Consider the following 17,761-nt stretch of genomic DNA (forward strand, 5'->3'; position numbering starts at 1 on the left):
AGACCCCTTGAAGACGACGAGGTAGATAGGTTGGGGGTGGAAGTGCAGTAATGCATGGAGCTGACCAATACTAATCGGTCGAGGGCTTATCCTAAAGTATAGGACGCAATGGAGTTTCGGATCCAGTTTTCAGGGTGTAACACCTTGAAGGTATGTAGAAGATACATACGATAAGCGCATGGCTATTCATTTACACGATTAGTGATGAACTGAATATCCATACGGAAGAATTTGTTTTACAAATTCATGTTTGGTGGCGATAGCGGAGGGGTTCCACACGTACCCATCCCGAACACGACCGTTAAGCCCTCCAGCGCCGATGGTACTTGGACCGCAGGGTCCTGGGAGAGTAGGACGTCGCCAAGCAAAAGTAAAAAGAACCACAATCTCAAGGAGAATGTGGTTCTTTTTTTGTGTTGAAAAGGTAAGACATATATACTTAACTTAATGGAAAGGTACAAATTGAGACTAACTCATATCAATTGAAGCTAATTTGAAATAAATTAGTACCAGGTATTAGTATCAGGTGTTATAATAGGGCAAGGATTATAAAGGAGAGTGATCAGATTGTTGAATTCTAAAGCAAAGCTTACGGCCCTGGGTACTTATGTACCTGAACGGATTTTGACGAATGCTGACTTGGAGACGCTTGTGGATACTAGTGACGAGTGGATTGTGCAACGAACGGGTATGCGTGAACGGCGAATTGCGGCTGAAGATCAATATGTATCTGATTTATGTATTCAGGCCGTTACACGTATGATTAACCTCTATAACGTAAATATAAACGAAGTTGATATGATCATTGTAGCAACAAGTACACCTGATTACTACTTTCCAAGTACAGCTTCACGGATTCAGGCGCATTTTAATATTCCAGATACGGGATCCATGGATGTAAGTGCAGCATGTGCAGGGTTCACCTATGGACTTCACCTGGCTAATGGCCTTATTACGGGTGGTCTACACCGTAAGGTGTTAGTGGTGGGAGCGGAAACGTTGTCTAAAATTACAGATTATACGGACCGGACGACTTGTATACTTTTTGGAGACGGCGCAGGGGCTGCTCTTGTTGAATATGACGAGGATGAAGGATCATTTTTAACCGCAGATATCGGAACTTATGGACAAGGGGGAGTACATCTATATCGTGCAGGTTTATCTGATTATTTAGATGGAGAAAAGCTGCAAACTAATGGATTTCTTGTTCAAAATGGACGTGAGGTTTATAAATGGGCTGTTCGCTCTGTCCCAGCGGGAGTAGAACGGTTATTGGAGCAGGCTGGAATGAAGAATGAGGATCTTGACTGGTTTGTACCGCATAGCGCCAATCTGAGAATGATCGAATCCATATGTGAACGAGGGACAATACCTTTGGAAAAGACGCTGACAAGTGTAGAGTTTTATGGCAATACATCGGCGGCATCTATTCCTTTGGCTTTACAGTGCGGTTTGGATGATGGGCGTTTACGGTATGGGCAGCGGGTATTGTTATATGGGTTCGGAGGGGGCCTGACTTATGCAGGTCTGCTGTTAAAATGGAGCGTGCCTGATTTGTAAGCTGTCCTATAAAATGTAGAAGTAATAGTATGTACAATCACGTCTTTGAGAGCCGTTGGCATTTGATTTATCGTAAGATGGGAGGATGGTATAATTAACAATATAAGAGAAAGGGGCGTAACATGAAGGTATTAGTATTAGCAGAAAAACCATCCGTAGCCAGAGAGATTGCACGTGTGATGGGAAGCCGTGAGAAGCATAAAAGCTATATAGAGGGGCCTAAGTATGTTGTGACGTGGGCGTTAGGACATTTGGTTGGACTGGCAGAGCCGGAGGATTATGATTCTAAGTATGCGACCTGGAATTTGGAGGACCTGCCGATCCTTCCAAAGAGTACCAAGCTGAAGGTACTGCGGGAAAGCAATCATCAGTTCAAGGCTGTGCAGCAGCTCATGAAGCGGCAGGACATTGGAGAGCTTATTGTGGCAACGGATGCTGCTCGTGAAGGGGAGCTGTTGGCACGTTGGATTATACAAATGGCGAACTGGAAAAAGCCTTTCCACCGCTTGTGGATTTCATCACAGACGGACAAGGCGATTAAGGAAGGTTTCGCGAAGCTGTTGCCTGGACAGCAGTTTGATCGTTTGTATGAATCGGCTCGTTGTCGGGCTGAAGCAGACTGGATGATTGGTCTGAATGTGACTCGCGCATTGACCTGTCGCTATAACGCTCAGCTTTCGGCGGGAAGAGTACAGACACCGACGCTGGGGATGATTATGGAACGTGAGAAGGAAATTACTCAGTTTCGTTCTCAGGAATATGATACATTGACGGCGGACTTTGGTGATTTTCAGGCAACTTGGCGTGCGGAAAATGGCGATTCACGCATGTTTGACCGTACTCAAGCAGAGGCTTTGCGCCGCAAATTGGAAGGCGTCAAAGGCATGGTTGCCAGTGTCAAAAAAAGTGAAAAGAATGAGCCACACCCGTTGGCTTATGATTTAACCGAGCTGCAAAGGGATGCCAACCAGCGCTACGGCTTTTCGGCCAAGCAGACATCTAATGTGCTTCAACGTCTGTATGAGCAGCATAAGCTGGTCACGTATCCACGTACAGACAGCCGTTATCTGACATCCGATATGGTGGATACCCTTAAGGAACGGCTTAATAGTGTGGCTGTAGGCCCGTATGCTTCCTTGGCACGTCCGTTACTGCGCAAGAGCTTGACGGTCTCGAAGCGAATTGTGGATGACAGCAAAGTAACAGATCACCATGCGATCATCCCTACAGAGCAGACGTTGTTACTTAATCAGCTAGGCCCGGAGGAACGTAAGCTGTATGATCTGATTGCGCGGCGATTTATCAGTCTTTTCTATCCACCTGCTCGTTATGATGCTGTAGCGGTTGCAGTAACGGTAGAGCAGGAAACGTTTCAAGTCAAAGGCACGACAATAAAAGATAGTGGCTGGCGTGCTGTATATGACGGAAGTCTCTATGATACGGACGACGAAGCAGAGGAACGTGAGGACAACGGAAGTGGTGTTATTTTACCTGAACTGAAAAAAGGGGATTCCGTCCGGGTTCAGCGTTGCCTTGTGCGTGCTGGACGAACGATGCCGCCGAAGCGGTATACGGAAGCGGCACTACTTGCTCAGATGGAGAAGCATGGTCTGGGTACTCCTGCTACTCGCGCGGATCTGATTGAGAAGCTGGTTAGCTCGGATACAATTGAGCGTCAGGGAAATGTAATGCATCCAACGGGGAAAGGCAAGCAACTGATTGAGCTGGCAGCTCCACAGCTAAGAACACCGGAGCTGACGGCACGTTGGGAAGCGGAGCTGGAACGAATCGCGCGTGGTCAAGGGCAACCAGGACCGTTCCTGGACTCCATTCGTGCGATGGCGAAAGAGCTGGTTTCCACTGTGAAAAATAGCAGTGCCGAATACAAGCCCCATAACGTGACAAACAGCCATTGCCCGGATTGTGGTGCAAAGCTTTTGGAGAAGAAGGGCAAACAGGGCAAGTTCCTCGTATGTCCAAGTGTGGATTGCGGCTATCGCCGTTCGGGAGAAAAACGTTTGTCGAATCGTCGTTGTCCGCAGTGCCATAAAAAAATGGAAATGAAAGAGGGCAAGGCGGGGTTGTATGTAAGATGTCTGTCTTGTGGCATTACCGAGACGCTGGACAAGGACAAGCAACGGGTAAACAAACGTGAACAGCAGAAGCTGGTAAGACAATATGAAAAGCAGGAGCCTCTTGGCTCCAGTCTGGGTGATCTACTGAAAGCAGCCTTGGAACAAAAGCAGGGGAAATAACTGAAAGCTAACAGTAGACCAATACTAAGGCAGCAGTAATGACAAGAAGCAAGCAGCAAAATCGGTATAAAAGCTCTCTCTCTTTGGCATGGTAAGCCTAGGAGGTGAGTAGTTATGCCCAAGCATAAACCGCTTAAAATCAACAATCAGCAAAATAAATCAAGTATATTGGAGGAAGAAATCGCTCCACATCCAGAGAAGCAAGCGAAATATCCTCCAAGCCTGAATGGAATTCCTAAACAGCAGTCTTGATACGAAGTGGCAGGAGCCATGGATTGTATCAAAAATGGAATCAGTTATCCATTGAATGGTATGGATTTAACCATCTGACAGGCAAACTTAAACTTGAAGCTATATCAAGGCTGAGACAATTGGCCTCCGTATGGAGTTGTAGGTTGTCATTGTCTTGCGAAAAAGGAGCAACAGTTACGGTATATCACCGTTACTGCTGCTCCATTTTTTTTGTGAGCTGGCTTTTATATCTTATTGTTCATTGAGAATGCTTATTTGGATTTTCACAAATCCTTATTTACTCATTTATTAGTATTCATTAAAGAAGGACTGAATTTCTTTAACATCATGCGTTTGAGTCAAAGCAAGCATGAGCAAGATCCGTGCTTTTTGCGGATTGAGCGAGTCAGTGGAAACAAAGTTGGACGCTGCGTCTTTCGTTGACGGAGAGACGATCCCGCTCCCTACACGGCTGGAACGTGCGATGATGACTCCTTTTTTACCTGCTGCCTCAGCACCTTCTGTAGAGGTCTTGGACAAGGAACCATTGCCGGAGCCTGCCACGACGATCCCTTTGGCACCTGCCGCTACGGCTGCATCATACAGATAGCGCCCGTTATTTTGATATTCGTATAAAATATCTACCTGAGGCAGTTGGGTCAGAATGGAAATATCGAACATAGAAGCAGTTGTATGCTTGTGTGTAGATTTGTTGTAGTAGTACACTTGATCTCCCACAACAGCTCCCAGGTATCCCTGCTCCACAGACTTGAACGTATCGACTGCTGTCGTGTTCGTTTTGGTAATGTATCTCGCTGCACCGATACGGTCATTTAGCAGTACGAGTACGCCTTGACCTTTGGAGGCTGAAGCCCCGGCGACTTTGACAGCATTATAAAGGTTAAAAGGACCATCGGCGCTGATTGCTGTAGCTGGACGCATGGAGCCAACGACAACCACAGGCTTATCGCTATTGACGACCAGATTGAGGAAATAAGCGGTTTCTTCCAGCGTATCTGTACCATGAGTAATAACGATTCCGTCTACATCATCTCTGGCGAGCAGTTCATTCGTACGTTTGGCGAGTTTTAAAAGGATATCATTATTAATGTCAGGACTGCCCACGTTGACAACCTGTTCACCGCTGACGTTTGCAATACTTTTCATTTCAGGAACGGCGTTAATCAGAGTCTCGACACCCAACGCGCCTGCTTTGTAGTCGGTTGTATCGGTGTTGACGGCAGATGACCCTGCGATGGTTCCCCCAGTAGCAAGTATTTTAATGTTGGGTAGATTATTCGTTTGTGGTTTCTCAGATTTATCGGTGATGGTAGTGGCAGATGGAGGTACAGTCGTGCTGGTGGTAGCTGCTGCCGCAGCGTTAGCGGTAAAACCACCACTCCATAAGGTACTTCCGAGAATAAAGCTGGCCAGCAGGGGAATCATTGTCATTTTTTTCATGTTAGTCATATAAAGCTCCTCTCCAATGTGAAAAACATAGATATGAATGATAGATTAACTGACAAATATTTTGTCGAATTACGTTAATATCACGAATTATAGAGGCTGAAATTGTTTTTAGTCAATATATATGTCATATAATATGACGTAATAACTTATTTTTTATGAATGTAATCGTTTTATTGTTTGTATAAGGTGTTTTGTAAGGTGATAGCAATTACTTTTTATATGATTTTGTATAGAGTTCATTAGTAGGATGATAGGGGGAGCTAACTTTATGTAAGTCATACGATTACACAGGGTAAACCGAAATTGACCGGTCTTCCGGCCGTTCTACAATATACAGTATTCAATGAATTAGATGCTATCACTCGTTCTGTACGTTTTGAAAATATAGGCAGTTCAAATGTAACGCTTCGACGGGCTTTGAGCTGTAATGTGGATTTCGTGACGGTGATTATGATATGTGCAATTGTCTGGTTCATGAGGTAGGGAGAGTCATTCCAGACGCCGGAAGCTGTACTGGTTCGTTCCTGGGAAGAATTGTATGATATGTCGCGCACCTATCATCGCTTATATTGAACAAGACTGTCAAGAGGAGGATTTCGTGATCAGGTCGTCCGGTGCTGATTAAAAACTGTGGGAAAGCCACGTATTTTAATTTTAATGGGGATCGGATTAAAGAAATTGCTTCGGCTGGTCAGGAACTTGGAATTGAGCTGTTTGTACTGGACGATGGTTGGTTGTCTGTCTGGGTAGACTGGGAGAAGAGATTACTGCGACAGGATAGAAGTGAACATCGAAATTACAATAAGCAGACACCTCAAAGGGAGCCTGCTTGTTGTTTTTGCAGAAGCTAAAAGAAGGTAATGTATCTGGTTTTTGCAACATCTAAAGTAAATACATTGCAATCCAAACTGACATTATACGTGAATAACATGGTTTTACAGCAGGGTACCTGCAATTAAGGATTGTTGGTATGCTGTTTGGTTGGCAAGCTGGCGCTGGGAGTTCCTTTTCCTCTTTTACGGTTGCGTTCTGCCTTTTTTGCATTTTCCCGCAGCTTTTCGACGTATTCATGGGTGCTTTCCATCGTAGTCCCTCCTTTAATTCAAGGATATCCGTCATACAACGTTACTATATCCGCAAAAGCGGTATTTCAGTCAGGAGAAGGCGTTGTTTCTGCAAAAGGGGTGGAGTTATAATGAAGGGGAGAGGGCTTAGAGGGGCTAATGCCTGGACTCGGTACGGTGTGTAAAAGGAGGGGAGACATTGCAGACAGGCTTGTTGGTGTGGCTGCTGTTTATAAATGCAGTAGGCTATCTGGTAATGTCGGAAGACAAAAAGAGGGCGCGTAAGCACCGTGATCGGGTACCCGAACGGACGCTATTTTTGCTGGCCCTGATTGGGGGAGCGTTGGGCGTGCTGATTGCAATGTACCGCAAACGCCACAAAACGCGGCATATGAGCTTCAGACTGGGTATTCCTGCGTTGCTGTTCGTTAATGCATTGCTGTACGGGTATTTTTTACGGTAAAGCCGTGGTTTAGGCTCTCATGGGGATGTTTAATGATGAGTAAGGCGGCTATGCTAGCGTCCGGCAATGTGAATGTATGAGCGGCCAAGGGAATACATATTTCAGGCGTTGTTCTGACAAACTGAATAGGAAGAGGTGCATATGTATGTTATTTTCGAAAATATTGCTTGCTTATGACGGTTCCGAGGCATCCAACAAGGCCTTGCTGAAGGCAGCAGAATTAACCAAGGCATCACCGTCCTCGCAGCTTGAGGTTGTAACAGCATTTGATTTTCCGCGTATATTCATGGGGGAAGGTTTGGCTCCGATTCCAGCTTCGGTGAATAAAGAATATTACGATTTGGCGGAGCAAACCACGGATGAGGTCAAAAAACGGCTTGCCGACCAGGGCATTGACGCTAAGGTGGAGCTGATTCAGGGTTCGCCAGCTGAAGTTATTTTGGATTATGCGAATGAAAATGGCTTTGATGTGATTGTGATCGGCAGCCGTGGTTTGGGCGGTATTCGTGAATTTGTGTTAGGCAGCGTCAGTCATAATGTGGTGCAGCATGCACGCATTCCTGTGCTGGTCGTGAAGTAACAGAATAGAAGGAATAAAAGTCGGATTACTGCCTGTACAGGAAGTACCGGCTTTTATTTTTTTGTGGAGCATAGAGCCGATCTATGATGGTAGTCTGAGGCAAAGAGTCGGCTAAATGTATAGCTACCGTCCCGTCTTGCGGGTAGAAAAGGGTTTGTGTTTTGTAAAACACGAACATTCAATTGGTTGATTTTAATAATGTTCGTTTCCAAGTTGACATAAGGTGTAGGGAATTGTTAAACTATGAAGTGTATTGTCGATAAAAAAAGAACTTTAGGTAAAAATTAATAAGGTACACATGCTTGAGCCGAAACAGACCACGATTATACTTGTAAAGAATATGTTTAAAGGTCGAGTAGGCAAAATGATGACTCGTATAATGCCGGGGATATGGCCCGGAAGTTTCTACCTGGAAACCTTAAATTTCCGGACTACGGGAGACATACGGCTGAAGCCGCATTTGTTGCGGTGAAACAGGCTTGCCTTTGGCATGCCCTTGAGAGGCTTTGTCGTTTGTTTTTCGTAGTCCGGTGTCTTGAAAATAACATTATTTTCGAGTGCCGGATTTTTGGCGCTTATTGATAAACAGGGAGTGAAGGACATGTCAGTGCAGGTCGCTGTTATTATGGGCAGCACATCGGACTGGGACACCATGCAGCATGCATGTGCAGTGCTGGACGAGCTTGAAATCGGATATGAAAAAAAGGTAGTCTCAGCCCATCGAACGCCGGATCTGATGTTTCGTTTTGCAGAGGAAGCCGCTGGGCGCGGGCTGAAGGTTATTATTGCTGGAGCGGGTGGCGCGGCGCATTTGCCGGGTATGGTGGCGGCCAAGACGACATTGCCAGTCATCGGTGTGCCTGTCCAGTCGAAGGCGCTGAACGGTCTGGACTCCTTGCTCTCCATTGTGCAGATGCCGGGAGGCATTCCGGTCGCTACTGTAGCAATTGGTAAAGCAGGCGCTACGAATGCAGGGCTGCTGGCAGCACAAATATTGGCTGCTTTTGATGAAAAAGTGCGCCAGCGGGTCGAAGCAAGACGCGACCGTATCCGTGATGAGGTGCTGGAAGGCAGTGACTCGCTATGAATGAGGCATGTAAACCCGCAGGCTGTGTTCGACCTCCCGGTACAACGATTGGACTTTTGGGAGGCGGACAGCTGGGGAGAATGCTGGTACTGGCGGGAGCAAAGATGGGATACCGTTTTGTGACGCTGGACCCGACACCGGATAGTCCGTGCGGGCAGGTGTCAGAGCAGATTTTCGCTGCCTATGATGATGAGCATGCAGCCAGAGAGTTGGCCGGGCGATGCGATGTGATCACGTATGAGTTTGAAAATGTGGATGCAGGAGTAGCCGCGCTTTTGGAACAGGAATCAAGTGTGCCGCAGGGTAGCCGTTTATTGTACACAACACAGCATCGACTACGGGAGAAACGCTCCATTGAAGCCGCTGGCGTTCCGGTCGCTCCGTATCGTGAAATCGGCAGCGCTGCTGATATGGTTCAAGCGGTAGCCGAGTTGGGCGTGCCATGTGTACTCAAGACAGCCGTCGGCGGTTATGATGGTAAGGGGCAGGCGGTCATTCGCCAAACTGGGGAAGCTGTAGCTGCCTACGAACGGCTGGCTGGTAGCGGTGCGGAACTGGTGCTAGAACAGTTCATTCGTTTTCGCTGTGAAATCTCGGTAATCGTCGCACGCAGCACGAACGGGGAAGCCAAAGCCTTCCCACCTGCGGAAAACATTCATGTGAACAATATTTTGCACACGTCGATTGTACCCGCGCGCGTGCCACAATCCGTGCAGGAGGAAGCAAGCAAGCTGGCTGTGGCTGTGGCGGAATCGTTAGGTGCGGTGGGGCTGCTTGCTGTAGAAATGTTCGTTACCGAAGACGGACAATTGTACGTCAATGAGTTGGCACCGAGGCCACATAACTCCGGTCATTATACGATGGAGGGATGCGCAACGTCGCAATTTGAGCAGCATATACGTGCCATTTGTGGCTTGCCGCTGGGAAGCACAAAGCTGCTGACTCCAGTCGTTATGGTCAATGTGTTAGGTGAGCATTTGGAGGACGTGATTCAGCGGTTCGTGCAGGCGGATGCCGAAGCTGAAAGATTGGATGTTGTACCCAAGCTGCATTTGTATGGAAAAAGCGAAGCCAAACCAGGCCGAAAGATGGGACATATGAATCTACTGTGCCAGGATGCGGAACAAGCGCTGGAATGGATCGAACAAACCAATATTTGGGGGAATAAATAGTTATGATCGAACGCTATAGCAGACCGGAAATGAGAGCCATTTGGACGGAAGAAAATAAATTTAAAGCATGGCTGGAAGTAGAATTGTGTGCCTGTGAAGCTTGGGCAGAATTGGGCGTTATTCCGAAAGAGGACACTGTGGCGCTGCGTAAGAACGCAAGCTTTGATATTGACCGGATCTATGAAATCGAACAGGAAACAAGACATGATGTCATTGCTTTTACCCGCACGGTGTCCGAAAGCCTTGGCGATGAGCGCAAATGGGTGCATTACGGCCTGACCTCCACGGATGTGGTAGATACCGCACTGGGCTACCTGTTGAAGCAGGCGAATGAAATTCTAGAGCGCGATATCTTGAATTTTATTGAAATTTTGAAAGAAAAAGCACTGGCTTATAAGCATACGCCGATGATGGGCCGTACACACGGGGTACACGCTGAACCGACGACGTTTGGCCTGAAAATGGCTCTGTGGTACGAGGAAATGAAGCGCAATCTGGAGCGTTTCCACTTTGCGGCTGACCAGGTAGAGTACGGTAAAATGTCTGGCGCAGTCGGAACGTACGCTAACATTGATCCAGCGGTAGAAGAGTTTGTATGCCGCAAGCTGGGCACCAAGCCTGCGCCAATCTCCACGCAAACGCTCCAGCGTGACCGTCATGCCGAATACATGGCGACATTGGCACTGGTAGCCACATCGTTGGATAAATTTGCAACCGAAGTCCGCGCCCTGCAAAAGAGTGAATTCCGTGAGGTGGAAGAAGCCTTCGCGAAGGGTCAAAAAGGTTCCTCTGCGATGCCGCATAAACGCAATCCAATCGGTAGCGAAAATATTTCCGGTCTGGCGCGTGTGATTCGCGGGCATATGGTATCCGCGTATGAGAACGTAACACTGTGGCATGAACGAGACATTTCGCATTCTTCCGTGGAACGTATCATTTTGCCGGATGCAACGATGCTGTTGAACTACATGCTGAACCGTTTTGGCAATATCGTGAAGAACCTGACGGTATTCCCTGAAAATATGAAGCGCAATATGGCGCGTACGTATGGTGTACCGTTCTCCGGTCGTATTATGACGAAGCTGATCGACAAGGGCTTTAGCCGTGAAAAAGCCTACGATACCGTACAGCCGCGTGCTATGCAGGCATGGGAAGAGCAACGTCAATTCCGTGAAATCGTCGAGGCGACTCCGGAAATTACCGCTGTACTCAGCCCGGATGAAATCGAGGATGCGTTCAACCCGGCATGGCATCTGAAAAACGTAGATACGATCTTTAAAAAGCTGGGATTAGGGGAGTAGGAGCGAAGGTTGGCGCTTGGTGAGGCCGCTGCGCGAACGGATCATTCTTCCGATTGCTGTTGCCCCTGGATTCCTGGATTGAAATAAACCCGTAAAGGTTGGAATCCATGGGCAAAGGCAAGCGCTGACGCTTCTCCAGAACGATTCCGTTCGCTTCGCTGCAATCCAGCACCAACCCTCGTGTGGGAGCAGGAATAGGGGGAGGTGCGGTGTATAACATGCCGCACACCCCAAAGAGTGATAGAAAAGCGTGTTCCACTGCTTTTCTGTCGCGAAGCAACGTTCTTGGGAGGGCTGCCGAATTTGCGTAGCAAACAGCCTGCAGCCCTCCCAAGAACGCGCAAGGCTCAAGGAGCGAAGCCTTGAGCCAACGTATAAGTGCGTATGCGTAGCATATGCGCACGACAGGCAAAGCCTTAATGCTCGGCCGCATGGCATGCCGAGCCACGGCCACGGGCCGAATGGTAGGCGACATGTAATACGCCGAGCCATGGTACAACCGTAAGCTGCATATAAAATTGCAGCTTAGAGCTTTCAAAGTTGATACGAAGCAAACGCTCGTAAAAACGTCGATATGCGCCAACGTAAAAGCGTTGCTGGATTAAAGCTTGTGCCAACAAGCCTTAATCCAGCGGAACGCGCTCACACCACCCCAGCTCCAGTAACCCGTCATCCCCTGCTCACTGCGCCAACCCTTGCGGGAGTCCCGAGGGCAGCAGCCCTGGGGGTCCTCCCCGAGGGGAGGATTTAGGAGGGGCAAGGTTCGATTTAGGAGGGGCCAAGGTTTGAGGGGCAAACTCTTTTAGAGGAGGAAGTTAGAAATGTCATTGTCTACTGCCGAGGGTCTGATCCATGCGCCGCTGCTCTACAAAGGCAAGGTGCGTGAGCTGTATGATCTCGGAGAGCATTTTCTGATTGTCGTGACGGACCGGATTTCGGCCTTTGATTATGTGCTGGAGCCACCCGTGCCCGAAAAGGGGAATGTGCTGAATAAGCTCAGCGCTTTCTGGTTTGAACAGACGAAGGACTTGTTGGAAAACCATGTCGTGCATACCGATGTGAACAAGCTCGGACATGTGATCGACGAACAGAATAAAGAATTGCTGAAAGATCGGATCATGGTCACGCTGAAGGCTGAACGTATCGACATTGAGTGTGTGGTGCGCGGATATATTACTGGAGGCGGCTGGCGTCAGTATGAGCAGAACGGTGAGGTGAACGGCATTCCATTGCCGAAGGGGCTACGTAAAAATGAACGTTTTCCCAAGCCTTTATTTACACCTGCTGCGAAAAATGATGTTGGACACGACGAGGACATTTCCCTTCATCAGATGAAAGAACTGGTCGGGGCTGAACTGACAGGCGAGCTTGAGGAAAAAAGCTTGGCATTGTACGAATTTGCGCGTGCTTTCTGCGAGAAGCGTGGAATTATTTTAGCTGACTGCAAGTTTGAGTTTGGTCTTGTTGGTGGAAAGGTTATTTTGATTGACGAAATTTTCACCCCGGATTCATCCCGTTTTTGGGCACAGGAAAAGTATGAGCTGGATGTCGAGATTGACAGCATGGACAAGGAACCGGTGCGAAGCTATTTAGCTGCATCCGGTTGGGACAAGAACAGCAAGCCCGATCCGTTGCCTGCTGAGGTCGTAGAAGAAACGACTGCAAGATATACGGATATTTGGCGGCGTCTGACGGCACAGTAAATAGTAATCATAATTCAACCAATAGGATTCATCCATTCGGAGGAGGAACTGAAGGAACATGATTAAAGCAACGGTCTATGTCACAATTAAGCAAAGCGTTTTGGACCCGCAGGGGGTTGCGGTGCAAGGCGCACTGCATTCTATGGGCTTCGGAGAAGTGGACAGCGTCAGAATTGGTAAGTATATGGAATTGAATCTGGATACAACAGACCGCGAGAGTGCAGAAAAGCGCGTCATCGAGATGTGCGAAAAGCTGTTGGCCAACACGGTCATTGAAGACTACCGCTACGAACTGGAGGGCTGATTCCATGAAATTTGCAGTTCTGGTTTTTCCGGGCTCCAACTGTGATATTGACTGCTATAAGGCGGTAGAGGACACGGTCGGTGAACCTGTCGATTATGTTTGGCATACTGCGACGGATCTGTCGCCTTATGATTGTATTCTTGTTCCAGGAGGCTTCTCCTACGGGGATTACCTGCGTTGCGGCGCGATTTCCCGGTTTGCCCCGGTGATGAAGGAAGTAGCCAAAGCGGCTGCCGAGGGCAAATACATTTTGGGTATTTGCAACGGTTTTCAAATTTTGACCGAGGCCGGGCTGTTGCCTGGTGCTTTACGCCGTAATCTGTCGATGAAGTTCCGTTGCCACGATACGGTGTTGAAGGTTGCGAATAACGAAACGCCTTTTACAAAAGATTATGCTGCCGGTGAAGAGATCGTCATTCCGATCGCCCACGGTGAAGGCAACTATTACTGTGATGATGAGACGCTGGCTCGCTTGCAGGCGAATAACCAGATCGTATTTACGTATAAAGATAATCCTAACGGTTCCGTAACGGATATCGCAGGGATTTGTAATCAGCAAGGAAACGTACTGGGCATGATGCCTCACCCGGAACGCGCGGTGGACGCATTGCTTGGAACGGATGACGGCAAACGTATGTTTACATCTATTTTGAACGCTTGGAGGGATCGTCATGGCGCAGCAAGTGTCCGCTAAGGAACCAACGGCAGAGCAGGTTGCCGAGCATAAACTGTATCAACAGATGGGTGTGTCGGACAGCGAATATGCGTTGATCTGTGAATTCATGGGACGTCAGCCGAACTATACAGAGATTGGCGTATTTAGTGTCATGTGGTCAGAGCATTGTGCTTACAAAAACTCCAAGCCGTTGCTGCGTCGTTTTCCAACGAGTGGTCCGCGAGTTCTGATGGGACCGGGTGAAGGCGCAGGGATTGTAGATATCGGTGATAACCAGGCGGTTGTTTTTAAAATCGAAAGTCATAACCATCCGTCGGCTGTAGAACCTTTTCAGGGGGCAGCGACAGGGGTCGGCGGCATCATCCGTGATATTTTCTCGATGGGTGCAAGACCTGTGGCGGTGCTGAACTCCCTGCGTTTTGGCAAGCTGGAGAGCGACCGTGTGAAATATTTGTTCGAGCATGTGGTATCCGGTATTGCGGGATATGGGAACTGTATCGGTATTCCGACGGTAGGCGGCGAGGTTGTATTTGATGAAAGCTACGAAGGCAATCCACTCGTCAATGCGATGTGTGTCGGACTGATTGACCATGATAAAATCCAGCGCGGTGTTGCTAAAGGGGTCGGTAACCCGGTGTTTTATGTGGGACCGCCGACAGGCCGTGACGGGATTCACGGAGCGACATTCGCATCGGTTGAGCTGACCGAGGAATCCGAAGCGAATCGCACGGCGGTTCAGGTAGGCGATCCATTCATGGAGAAGCTGGTCATGGAATCATGTCTGGAGCTGATCGACAGCGGTATTGTACTGGGTATTCAGGATATGGGCGCGGCAGGGCTTACCTGCTCCAGTGCGGAGATGGCGAGTAAGGCTGGCAACGGCCTTGAGCTGTATCTGGATCAGGTACCGCAGCGTGAAGAGGGCATGACACCTTATGAAATGATGCTTTCTGAATCACAGGAACGCATGCTGTTCGTAGTAGAACCGAAGGATGAAGCACAGGCGCTGGAAATTTTCGAGCGTTGGGGTGTCATTTGTGCCAAGGTCGGCAAGGTGACGGATGACGGGCGTCTGCGTTTGTTCCACCACGATGAAGTGGTGGGTGACATGCCAGTGACAGCGCTGGTGGACGAGTGTCCGATTTACGATAAGCCATCTGAGGTTCCTGCTTATTATGAGCAAAACGCTGCCATTGACACACTGCGTTATGCAGAAGTGACGGATTTGAACGATGCGCTGAAAAAGGTATTGTCTTCGCCAAGTGTAGCCAGCAAGAAATGGGTATATGAGCAGTATGATTACATGGTTCGCACTAGCACGGCCGTTCGTCCGGGCTCAGATGCAGCCGTAGTGACGGTGCGCGGAACCCGCAAGGGACTCGCCATGACGACGGATTGTAACGGACGTTACGTATACCTTGATCCAGAGGTAGGCGGACGGATTGCGGTCAGCGAAGCAGCACGTAATATTGTATGCTCCGGCGGCGAGCCACTGGCGATCACGGACAACCTGAACTTCGGCAACCCTGAGAAACCGGATATTTTCTGGCAAATGGAAAAAGCTGTAGACGGGATGGCAGAAGCTTGCCGCGTACTGGATACCCCCGTTATCGGGGGCAATGTCAGCTTGTACAACGAAAATGCCAAAGGCTCCATCTATCCGACGCCTGTTGTGGGCATGGTAGGTCTGGTGCATGATACGGATCATATTACGACACAAGGCTTTAAAGCCGAAGGTGACGTGATTTTCCTGGTGGGAGAAACGAAGGCCGAGCTGGGAGGCAGTGAGTTCCAGGCTGTCGTACACGGTGTATCTGAGGGACGCCCGCCTGAGCTGGATTTGAACGTAGAGAAAAAACTGCTGACTGCGGTGCTTAGCGCCATCCAATCAGGCTTGGTACAATCCGCGCATGATCTGGCAGAGGGCGGATTGGCTGTAGCGCTTGCCGAATCCGGGATTAGCGGCGGATTGGGAGCACAGGTCAACGTAGAAACAACCTTGCGTCCTGACCATGCTTTGTTTAGCGAAAGTCAGTCCCGCATTTTGTTATCTGCATCGCCGGATCAAGCGTCTGCGCTGGAAGCACATCTGCGTGGTTTAGAAGTGCCAGTTACCGTATTAGGAAAAGTTGAAGGATCACAATTGACAGTTGAGGTGAACGGACAACCCGCTTTGAACGAGGCAGTCGCCAGTTTGAAGCAAATCTGGGAGGATGTCATTCCATGTCTGATGAAATAACAGCACGGACGTTGTGGACTGGAGATTATTATAATGAAGGCTCTGGTAAAGAGGGGCTGTTTGATAAATTAAAAGAGGAGTGCGGCGTATTCGGGGTGTACAGACACTCCGATGCTGCTTCTCTAGCATATTACGGATTGCATGCGCTCCAGCATCGTGGGGAGGAAAGCGCGGGCATCTGTGTGAGCAGTGGCGACGAGTTCCATTATCATCGTGGAATGGGCCTTGTTAAAGAAGTGTTCAATAAAGATTTGATGGCTTCGCTGACAGGCGACATTGCCATAGGACATGTGCGCTACTCGACAAGTGGAGACAGTAAGCTGACGAATGCACAGCCATTGGTTTTCAAATACCGTGATGGTGATCTGGCGGTAGCGACGAACGGGAATATCGTGAATGCTTTGCAAATCCGGCATGAGCTGGAGCAGGGCGGGTCTATTTTTCAAACGACAAGCGATACAGAAGTAGTAGCGCATTTGATAGCTCGGTCGTCCAAGGATTTGGTGGAGGCCGCCAAAGATGCATTGAAACGTATCGTCGGCGGGTTTGCTTTCCTCATTATGACCAACGATAAACTGCTAGTTGCTTCTGATCCCAACGGCTTGCGTCCGTTGACGATGGGCAGATTGGGTGATGCATATTTGTTTGCTTCTGAATCCTGTGCTTTGGAAACGATTGGAGCAGAGCTGTTGCGCGATATCGAGCCGGGTGAACTGTTGGTGTTGGACAAAAATGGACTGCACGAAGACCGTTACAGTGAAGGCAAGCATCGTAAAGCATTGTGCGCGATGGAATATATTTATTTTGCCCGTCCGGACAGTGACTTGAACGGAGCCAATCTTCATGCTGCACGTAAAAGAATGGGCAGCCAAATGGCGTTGGAAGCTTTTGTCGATGCTGATTTGGTTACCGGGGTACCGGATTCCAGTATTTCTGCAGCGATTGGTTATGCAGAGCAGACAGGTATTCCTTATGAATTGGGCATGATTAAAAATAAATACACCGGACGTACCTTCATCCAACCGAGTCAGGAGCTGCGCGAGCAAGGTGTGAAAATGAAGCTGAGCGCCGTACGCCGCGTTGTCGAAGGTAAACGGGTCATCATGATCGACGATTCCATTGTGCGGGGCACCACATCCCGTCGAATCGTGAATATGCTACGGGATGCGGGGGCGCTAGAGGTACATGTACGTATCACCTCGCCGCCTTTCAAAAACCCGTGCTTCTACGGTATCGACACGCCGGATCGCCGGGAACTGATCGCGTCGTCCAAAACAGTCGAGGAAATCCGCCAGGAGATTAACGCCGATTCGCTCTATTTTATGAGCGCTGAGGGCTTGATCGCCGCTGTAGGCGGATATAACGAAGAGGATTACAAAGGTGGTTTGTGCCTGGCCTGCTTCGATAATGATTATCCCACTCAAGTGGATTTCAAAGGCGAAGAAAAGCTCGGATGTAGTTGTTGAGAAAAAGGGAACAAAAGAGGTACAACGGTGCATGGTGGGGATGGGGATGGCGGTTCTGAGGGGGCCACTCCGCGAGTGGAAGGTTCTTCCGATCGCTGTTGCCGCTGGATTCCTGGATTGGAATAACCCTTACAGGGTTGGAATCCAGCGGCAAAGGCGAACGCTTCGCTTCTCCAGAATCCTTCCACCC

General features: G+C 48.7%; 18 protein-coding genes, 2 rRNA genes, 1 pseudogene and 1 riboswitch. Of the genes and pseudogenes, 17 read left to right on the forward strand and 4 right to left on the reverse strand.

Annotated features, from left to right (window positions below):
- The 5 genes from ABIA61_RS09715 to ABIA61_RS09735 all read left to right on the forward strand — a co-directional run.
- Positions 1 to 94: ribosomal RNA gene (locus ABIA61_RS09715) — 23S ribosomal RNA — on the forward strand; the annotation flags it as partial.
- A 155-nt stretch (positions 95 to 249) separates the two neighbouring features.
- Positions 250 to 366, forward strand: a 5S ribosomal RNA gene (gene rrf, locus ABIA61_RS09720).
- Positions 367 to 567: 201 nt separating this feature from the next.
- The gene (locus ABIA61_RS09725; protein WP_404580657.1) at positions 568 to 1,560 is read left to right on the forward strand and encodes a ketoacyl-ACP synthase III; all 993 of its coding nucleotides are present in this window, start codon (positions 568 to 570) and stop codon (positions 1,558 to 1,560) included.
- 122 nt (positions 1,561 to 1,682) lie between these two features.
- Complete coding sequence (locus tag ABIA61_RS09730) at positions 1,683 to 3,815, forward strand: DNA topoisomerase III (protein WP_283654681.1); 2,133 nt, start codon at positions 1,683 to 1,685, stop codon at positions 3,813 to 3,815.
- Between the two features lie 114 nt (positions 3,816 to 3,929).
- Positions 3,930 to 4,067 carry a hypothetical protein gene (locus tag ABIA61_RS09735; RefSeq protein WP_167518699.1) on the forward strand — a complete coding sequence of 46 codons (138 nt, stop codon included), beginning with the start codon at positions 3,930 to 3,932 and terminating at the stop codon, positions 4,065 to 4,067.
- 288 nt (positions 4,068 to 4,355) lie between these two features.
- On the opposite strand, the gene ABIA61_RS09740 is transcribed toward ABIA61_RS09735, so the two are convergent.
- Entirely contained in the window at positions 4,356 to 5,516 is a 1,161-nt protein-coding gene (locus ABIA61_RS09740; RefSeq protein WP_283654682.1) for a type II asparaginase, read from the reverse strand.
- Between the two features lie 303 nt (positions 5,517 to 5,819).
- On the opposite strand from ABIA61_RS09740, the gene ABIA61_RS09745 reads away from it, so the two are divergent.
- Both ABIA61_RS09745 and ABIA61_RS09750 read left to right on the forward strand, forming a co-directional pair.
- Positions 5,820 to 5,999: a glycoside hydrolase family 36 N-terminal domain-containing protein gene (locus tag ABIA61_RS09745; protein ID WP_404521026.1), complete on the forward strand. Its 180-nt coding sequence runs from the start codon at positions 5,820 to 5,822 to the stop codon at positions 5,997 to 5,999.
- Positions 6,000 to 6,250: pseudogene (locus ABIA61_RS09750) on the forward strand (alpha-galactosidase); the annotation flags it as partial. It abuts the gene before it with no gap.
- 221 nt (positions 6,251 to 6,471) lie between these two features.
- Here ABIA61_RS09750 and ABIA61_RS09755 read toward each other — a convergent pair.
- Positions 6,472 to 6,600 (reverse strand): DUF4023 family protein, encoded by a 129-nt coding sequence (locus ABIA61_RS09755; RefSeq protein ID WP_023987044.1) that lies wholly within the window; start codon positions 6,598 to 6,600, stop codon positions 6,472 to 6,474.
- A gap of 179 nt (positions 6,601 to 6,779) precedes the next feature.
- On the opposite strand from ABIA61_RS09755, the gene ABIA61_RS09760 reads away from it, so the two are divergent.
- From ABIA61_RS09760 to purB, 5 genes are all read left to right on the forward strand, one after another.
- Positions 6,780 to 7,043 (forward strand): DUF1294 domain-containing protein, encoded by a 264-nt coding sequence (locus tag ABIA61_RS09760; RefSeq protein ID WP_044647005.1) that lies wholly within the window; start codon positions 6,780 to 6,782, stop codon positions 7,041 to 7,043.
- 145 nt (positions 7,044 to 7,188) lie between these two features.
- The gene (locus ABIA61_RS09765) at positions 7,189 to 7,623 is read left to right on the forward strand and encodes a universal stress protein (protein WP_044647006.1); all 435 of its coding nucleotides are present in this window, start codon (positions 7,189 to 7,191) and stop codon (positions 7,621 to 7,623) included.
- Positions 7,624 to 7,975: 352 nt separating this feature from the next.
- A riboswitch (purine riboswitch) is annotated at positions 7,976 to 8,077 on the forward strand.
- Positions 8,078 to 8,224: 147 nt separating this feature from the next.
- Complete coding sequence (gene purE / locus ABIA61_RS09770) at positions 8,225 to 8,710, forward strand: 5-(carboxyamino)imidazole ribonucleotide mutase (protein WP_283654683.1); 486 nt, start codon at positions 8,225 to 8,227, stop codon at positions 8,708 to 8,710.
- Positions 8,707 to 9,882 (forward strand): 5-(carboxyamino)imidazole ribonucleotide synthase, encoded by a 1,176-nt coding sequence (gene purK / locus ABIA61_RS09775; protein WP_283654684.1) that lies wholly within the window; start codon positions 8,707 to 8,709, stop codon positions 9,880 to 9,882. The genes purE and purK overlap by 4 nt, the downstream gene beginning before the upstream one ends.
- A 2-nt stretch (positions 9,883 to 9,884) precedes the next feature.
- Complete coding sequence (purB, locus tag ABIA61_RS09780) at positions 9,885 to 11,183, forward strand: adenylosuccinate lyase (protein ID WP_283654685.1); 1,299 nt, start codon at positions 9,885 to 9,887, stop codon at positions 11,181 to 11,183.
- Here purB and ABIA61_RS09785 read toward each other — a convergent pair.
- The gene (locus ABIA61_RS09785) at positions 11,158 to 11,403 is read right to left on the reverse strand and encodes a hypothetical protein (protein ID WP_283654686.1); all 246 of its coding nucleotides are present in this window, start codon (positions 11,401 to 11,403) and stop codon (positions 11,158 to 11,160) included. The genes purB and ABIA61_RS09785 overlap by 26 nt on opposite strands.
- 196 nt (positions 11,404 to 11,599) lie before the next feature.
- Positions 11,600 to 11,800 (reverse strand): hypothetical protein, encoded by a 201-nt coding sequence (locus ABIA61_RS09790; RefSeq protein ID WP_283654687.1) that lies wholly within the window; start codon positions 11,798 to 11,800, stop codon positions 11,600 to 11,602.
- Between the two features lie 204 nt (positions 11,801 to 12,004).
- On the opposite strand from ABIA61_RS09790, the gene ABIA61_RS09795 reads away from it, so the two are divergent.
- Genes ABIA61_RS09795 through purF form a run of 5 tightly spaced genes read left to right on the forward strand, consistent with a single transcriptional unit; the run spans position 12,005 to position 17,571 of the window.
- Complete coding sequence (locus tag ABIA61_RS09795; RefSeq protein ID WP_404521031.1) at positions 12,005 to 12,886, forward strand: phosphoribosylaminoimidazolesuccinocarboxamide synthase; 882 nt, start codon at positions 12,005 to 12,007, stop codon at positions 12,884 to 12,886.
- Between the two features lie 58 nt (positions 12,887 to 12,944).
- Positions 12,945 to 13,190 carry a phosphoribosylformylglycinamidine synthase subunit PurS gene (gene purS, locus ABIA61_RS09800; RefSeq protein WP_014279841.1) on the forward strand — a complete coding sequence of 82 codons (246 nt, stop codon included), beginning with the start codon at positions 12,945 to 12,947 and terminating at the stop codon, positions 13,188 to 13,190.
- A 4-nt stretch (positions 13,191 to 13,194) separates the two neighbouring features.
- Complete coding sequence (gene purQ / locus ABIA61_RS09805; RefSeq protein ID WP_283654689.1) at positions 13,195 to 13,884, forward strand: phosphoribosylformylglycinamidine synthase subunit PurQ; 690 nt, start codon at positions 13,195 to 13,197, stop codon at positions 13,882 to 13,884.
- Positions 13,862 to 16,105: a phosphoribosylformylglycinamidine synthase subunit PurL gene (purL, locus tag ABIA61_RS09810; RefSeq protein ID WP_404580658.1), complete on the forward strand. Its 2,244-nt coding sequence runs from the start codon at positions 13,862 to 13,864 to the stop codon at positions 16,103 to 16,105. Before purQ ends, purL begins: the two co-directional genes overlap by 23 nt.
- Complete coding sequence (gene purF / locus ABIA61_RS09815) at positions 16,090 to 17,571, forward strand: amidophosphoribosyltransferase (protein WP_149096211.1); 1,482 nt, start codon at positions 16,090 to 16,092, stop codon at positions 17,569 to 17,571. Before purL ends, purF begins: the two co-directional genes overlap by 16 nt.
- The last annotated feature ends 190 nt before the right edge of the window (positions 17,572 to 17,761 follow it).

The organism is Paenibacillus sp. RC21 (assembly GCF_044907935.1).
Classification (GTDB): domain Bacteria; phylum Bacillota; class Bacilli; order Paenibacillales; family Paenibacillaceae; genus Paenibacillus; species Paenibacillus terrae_A.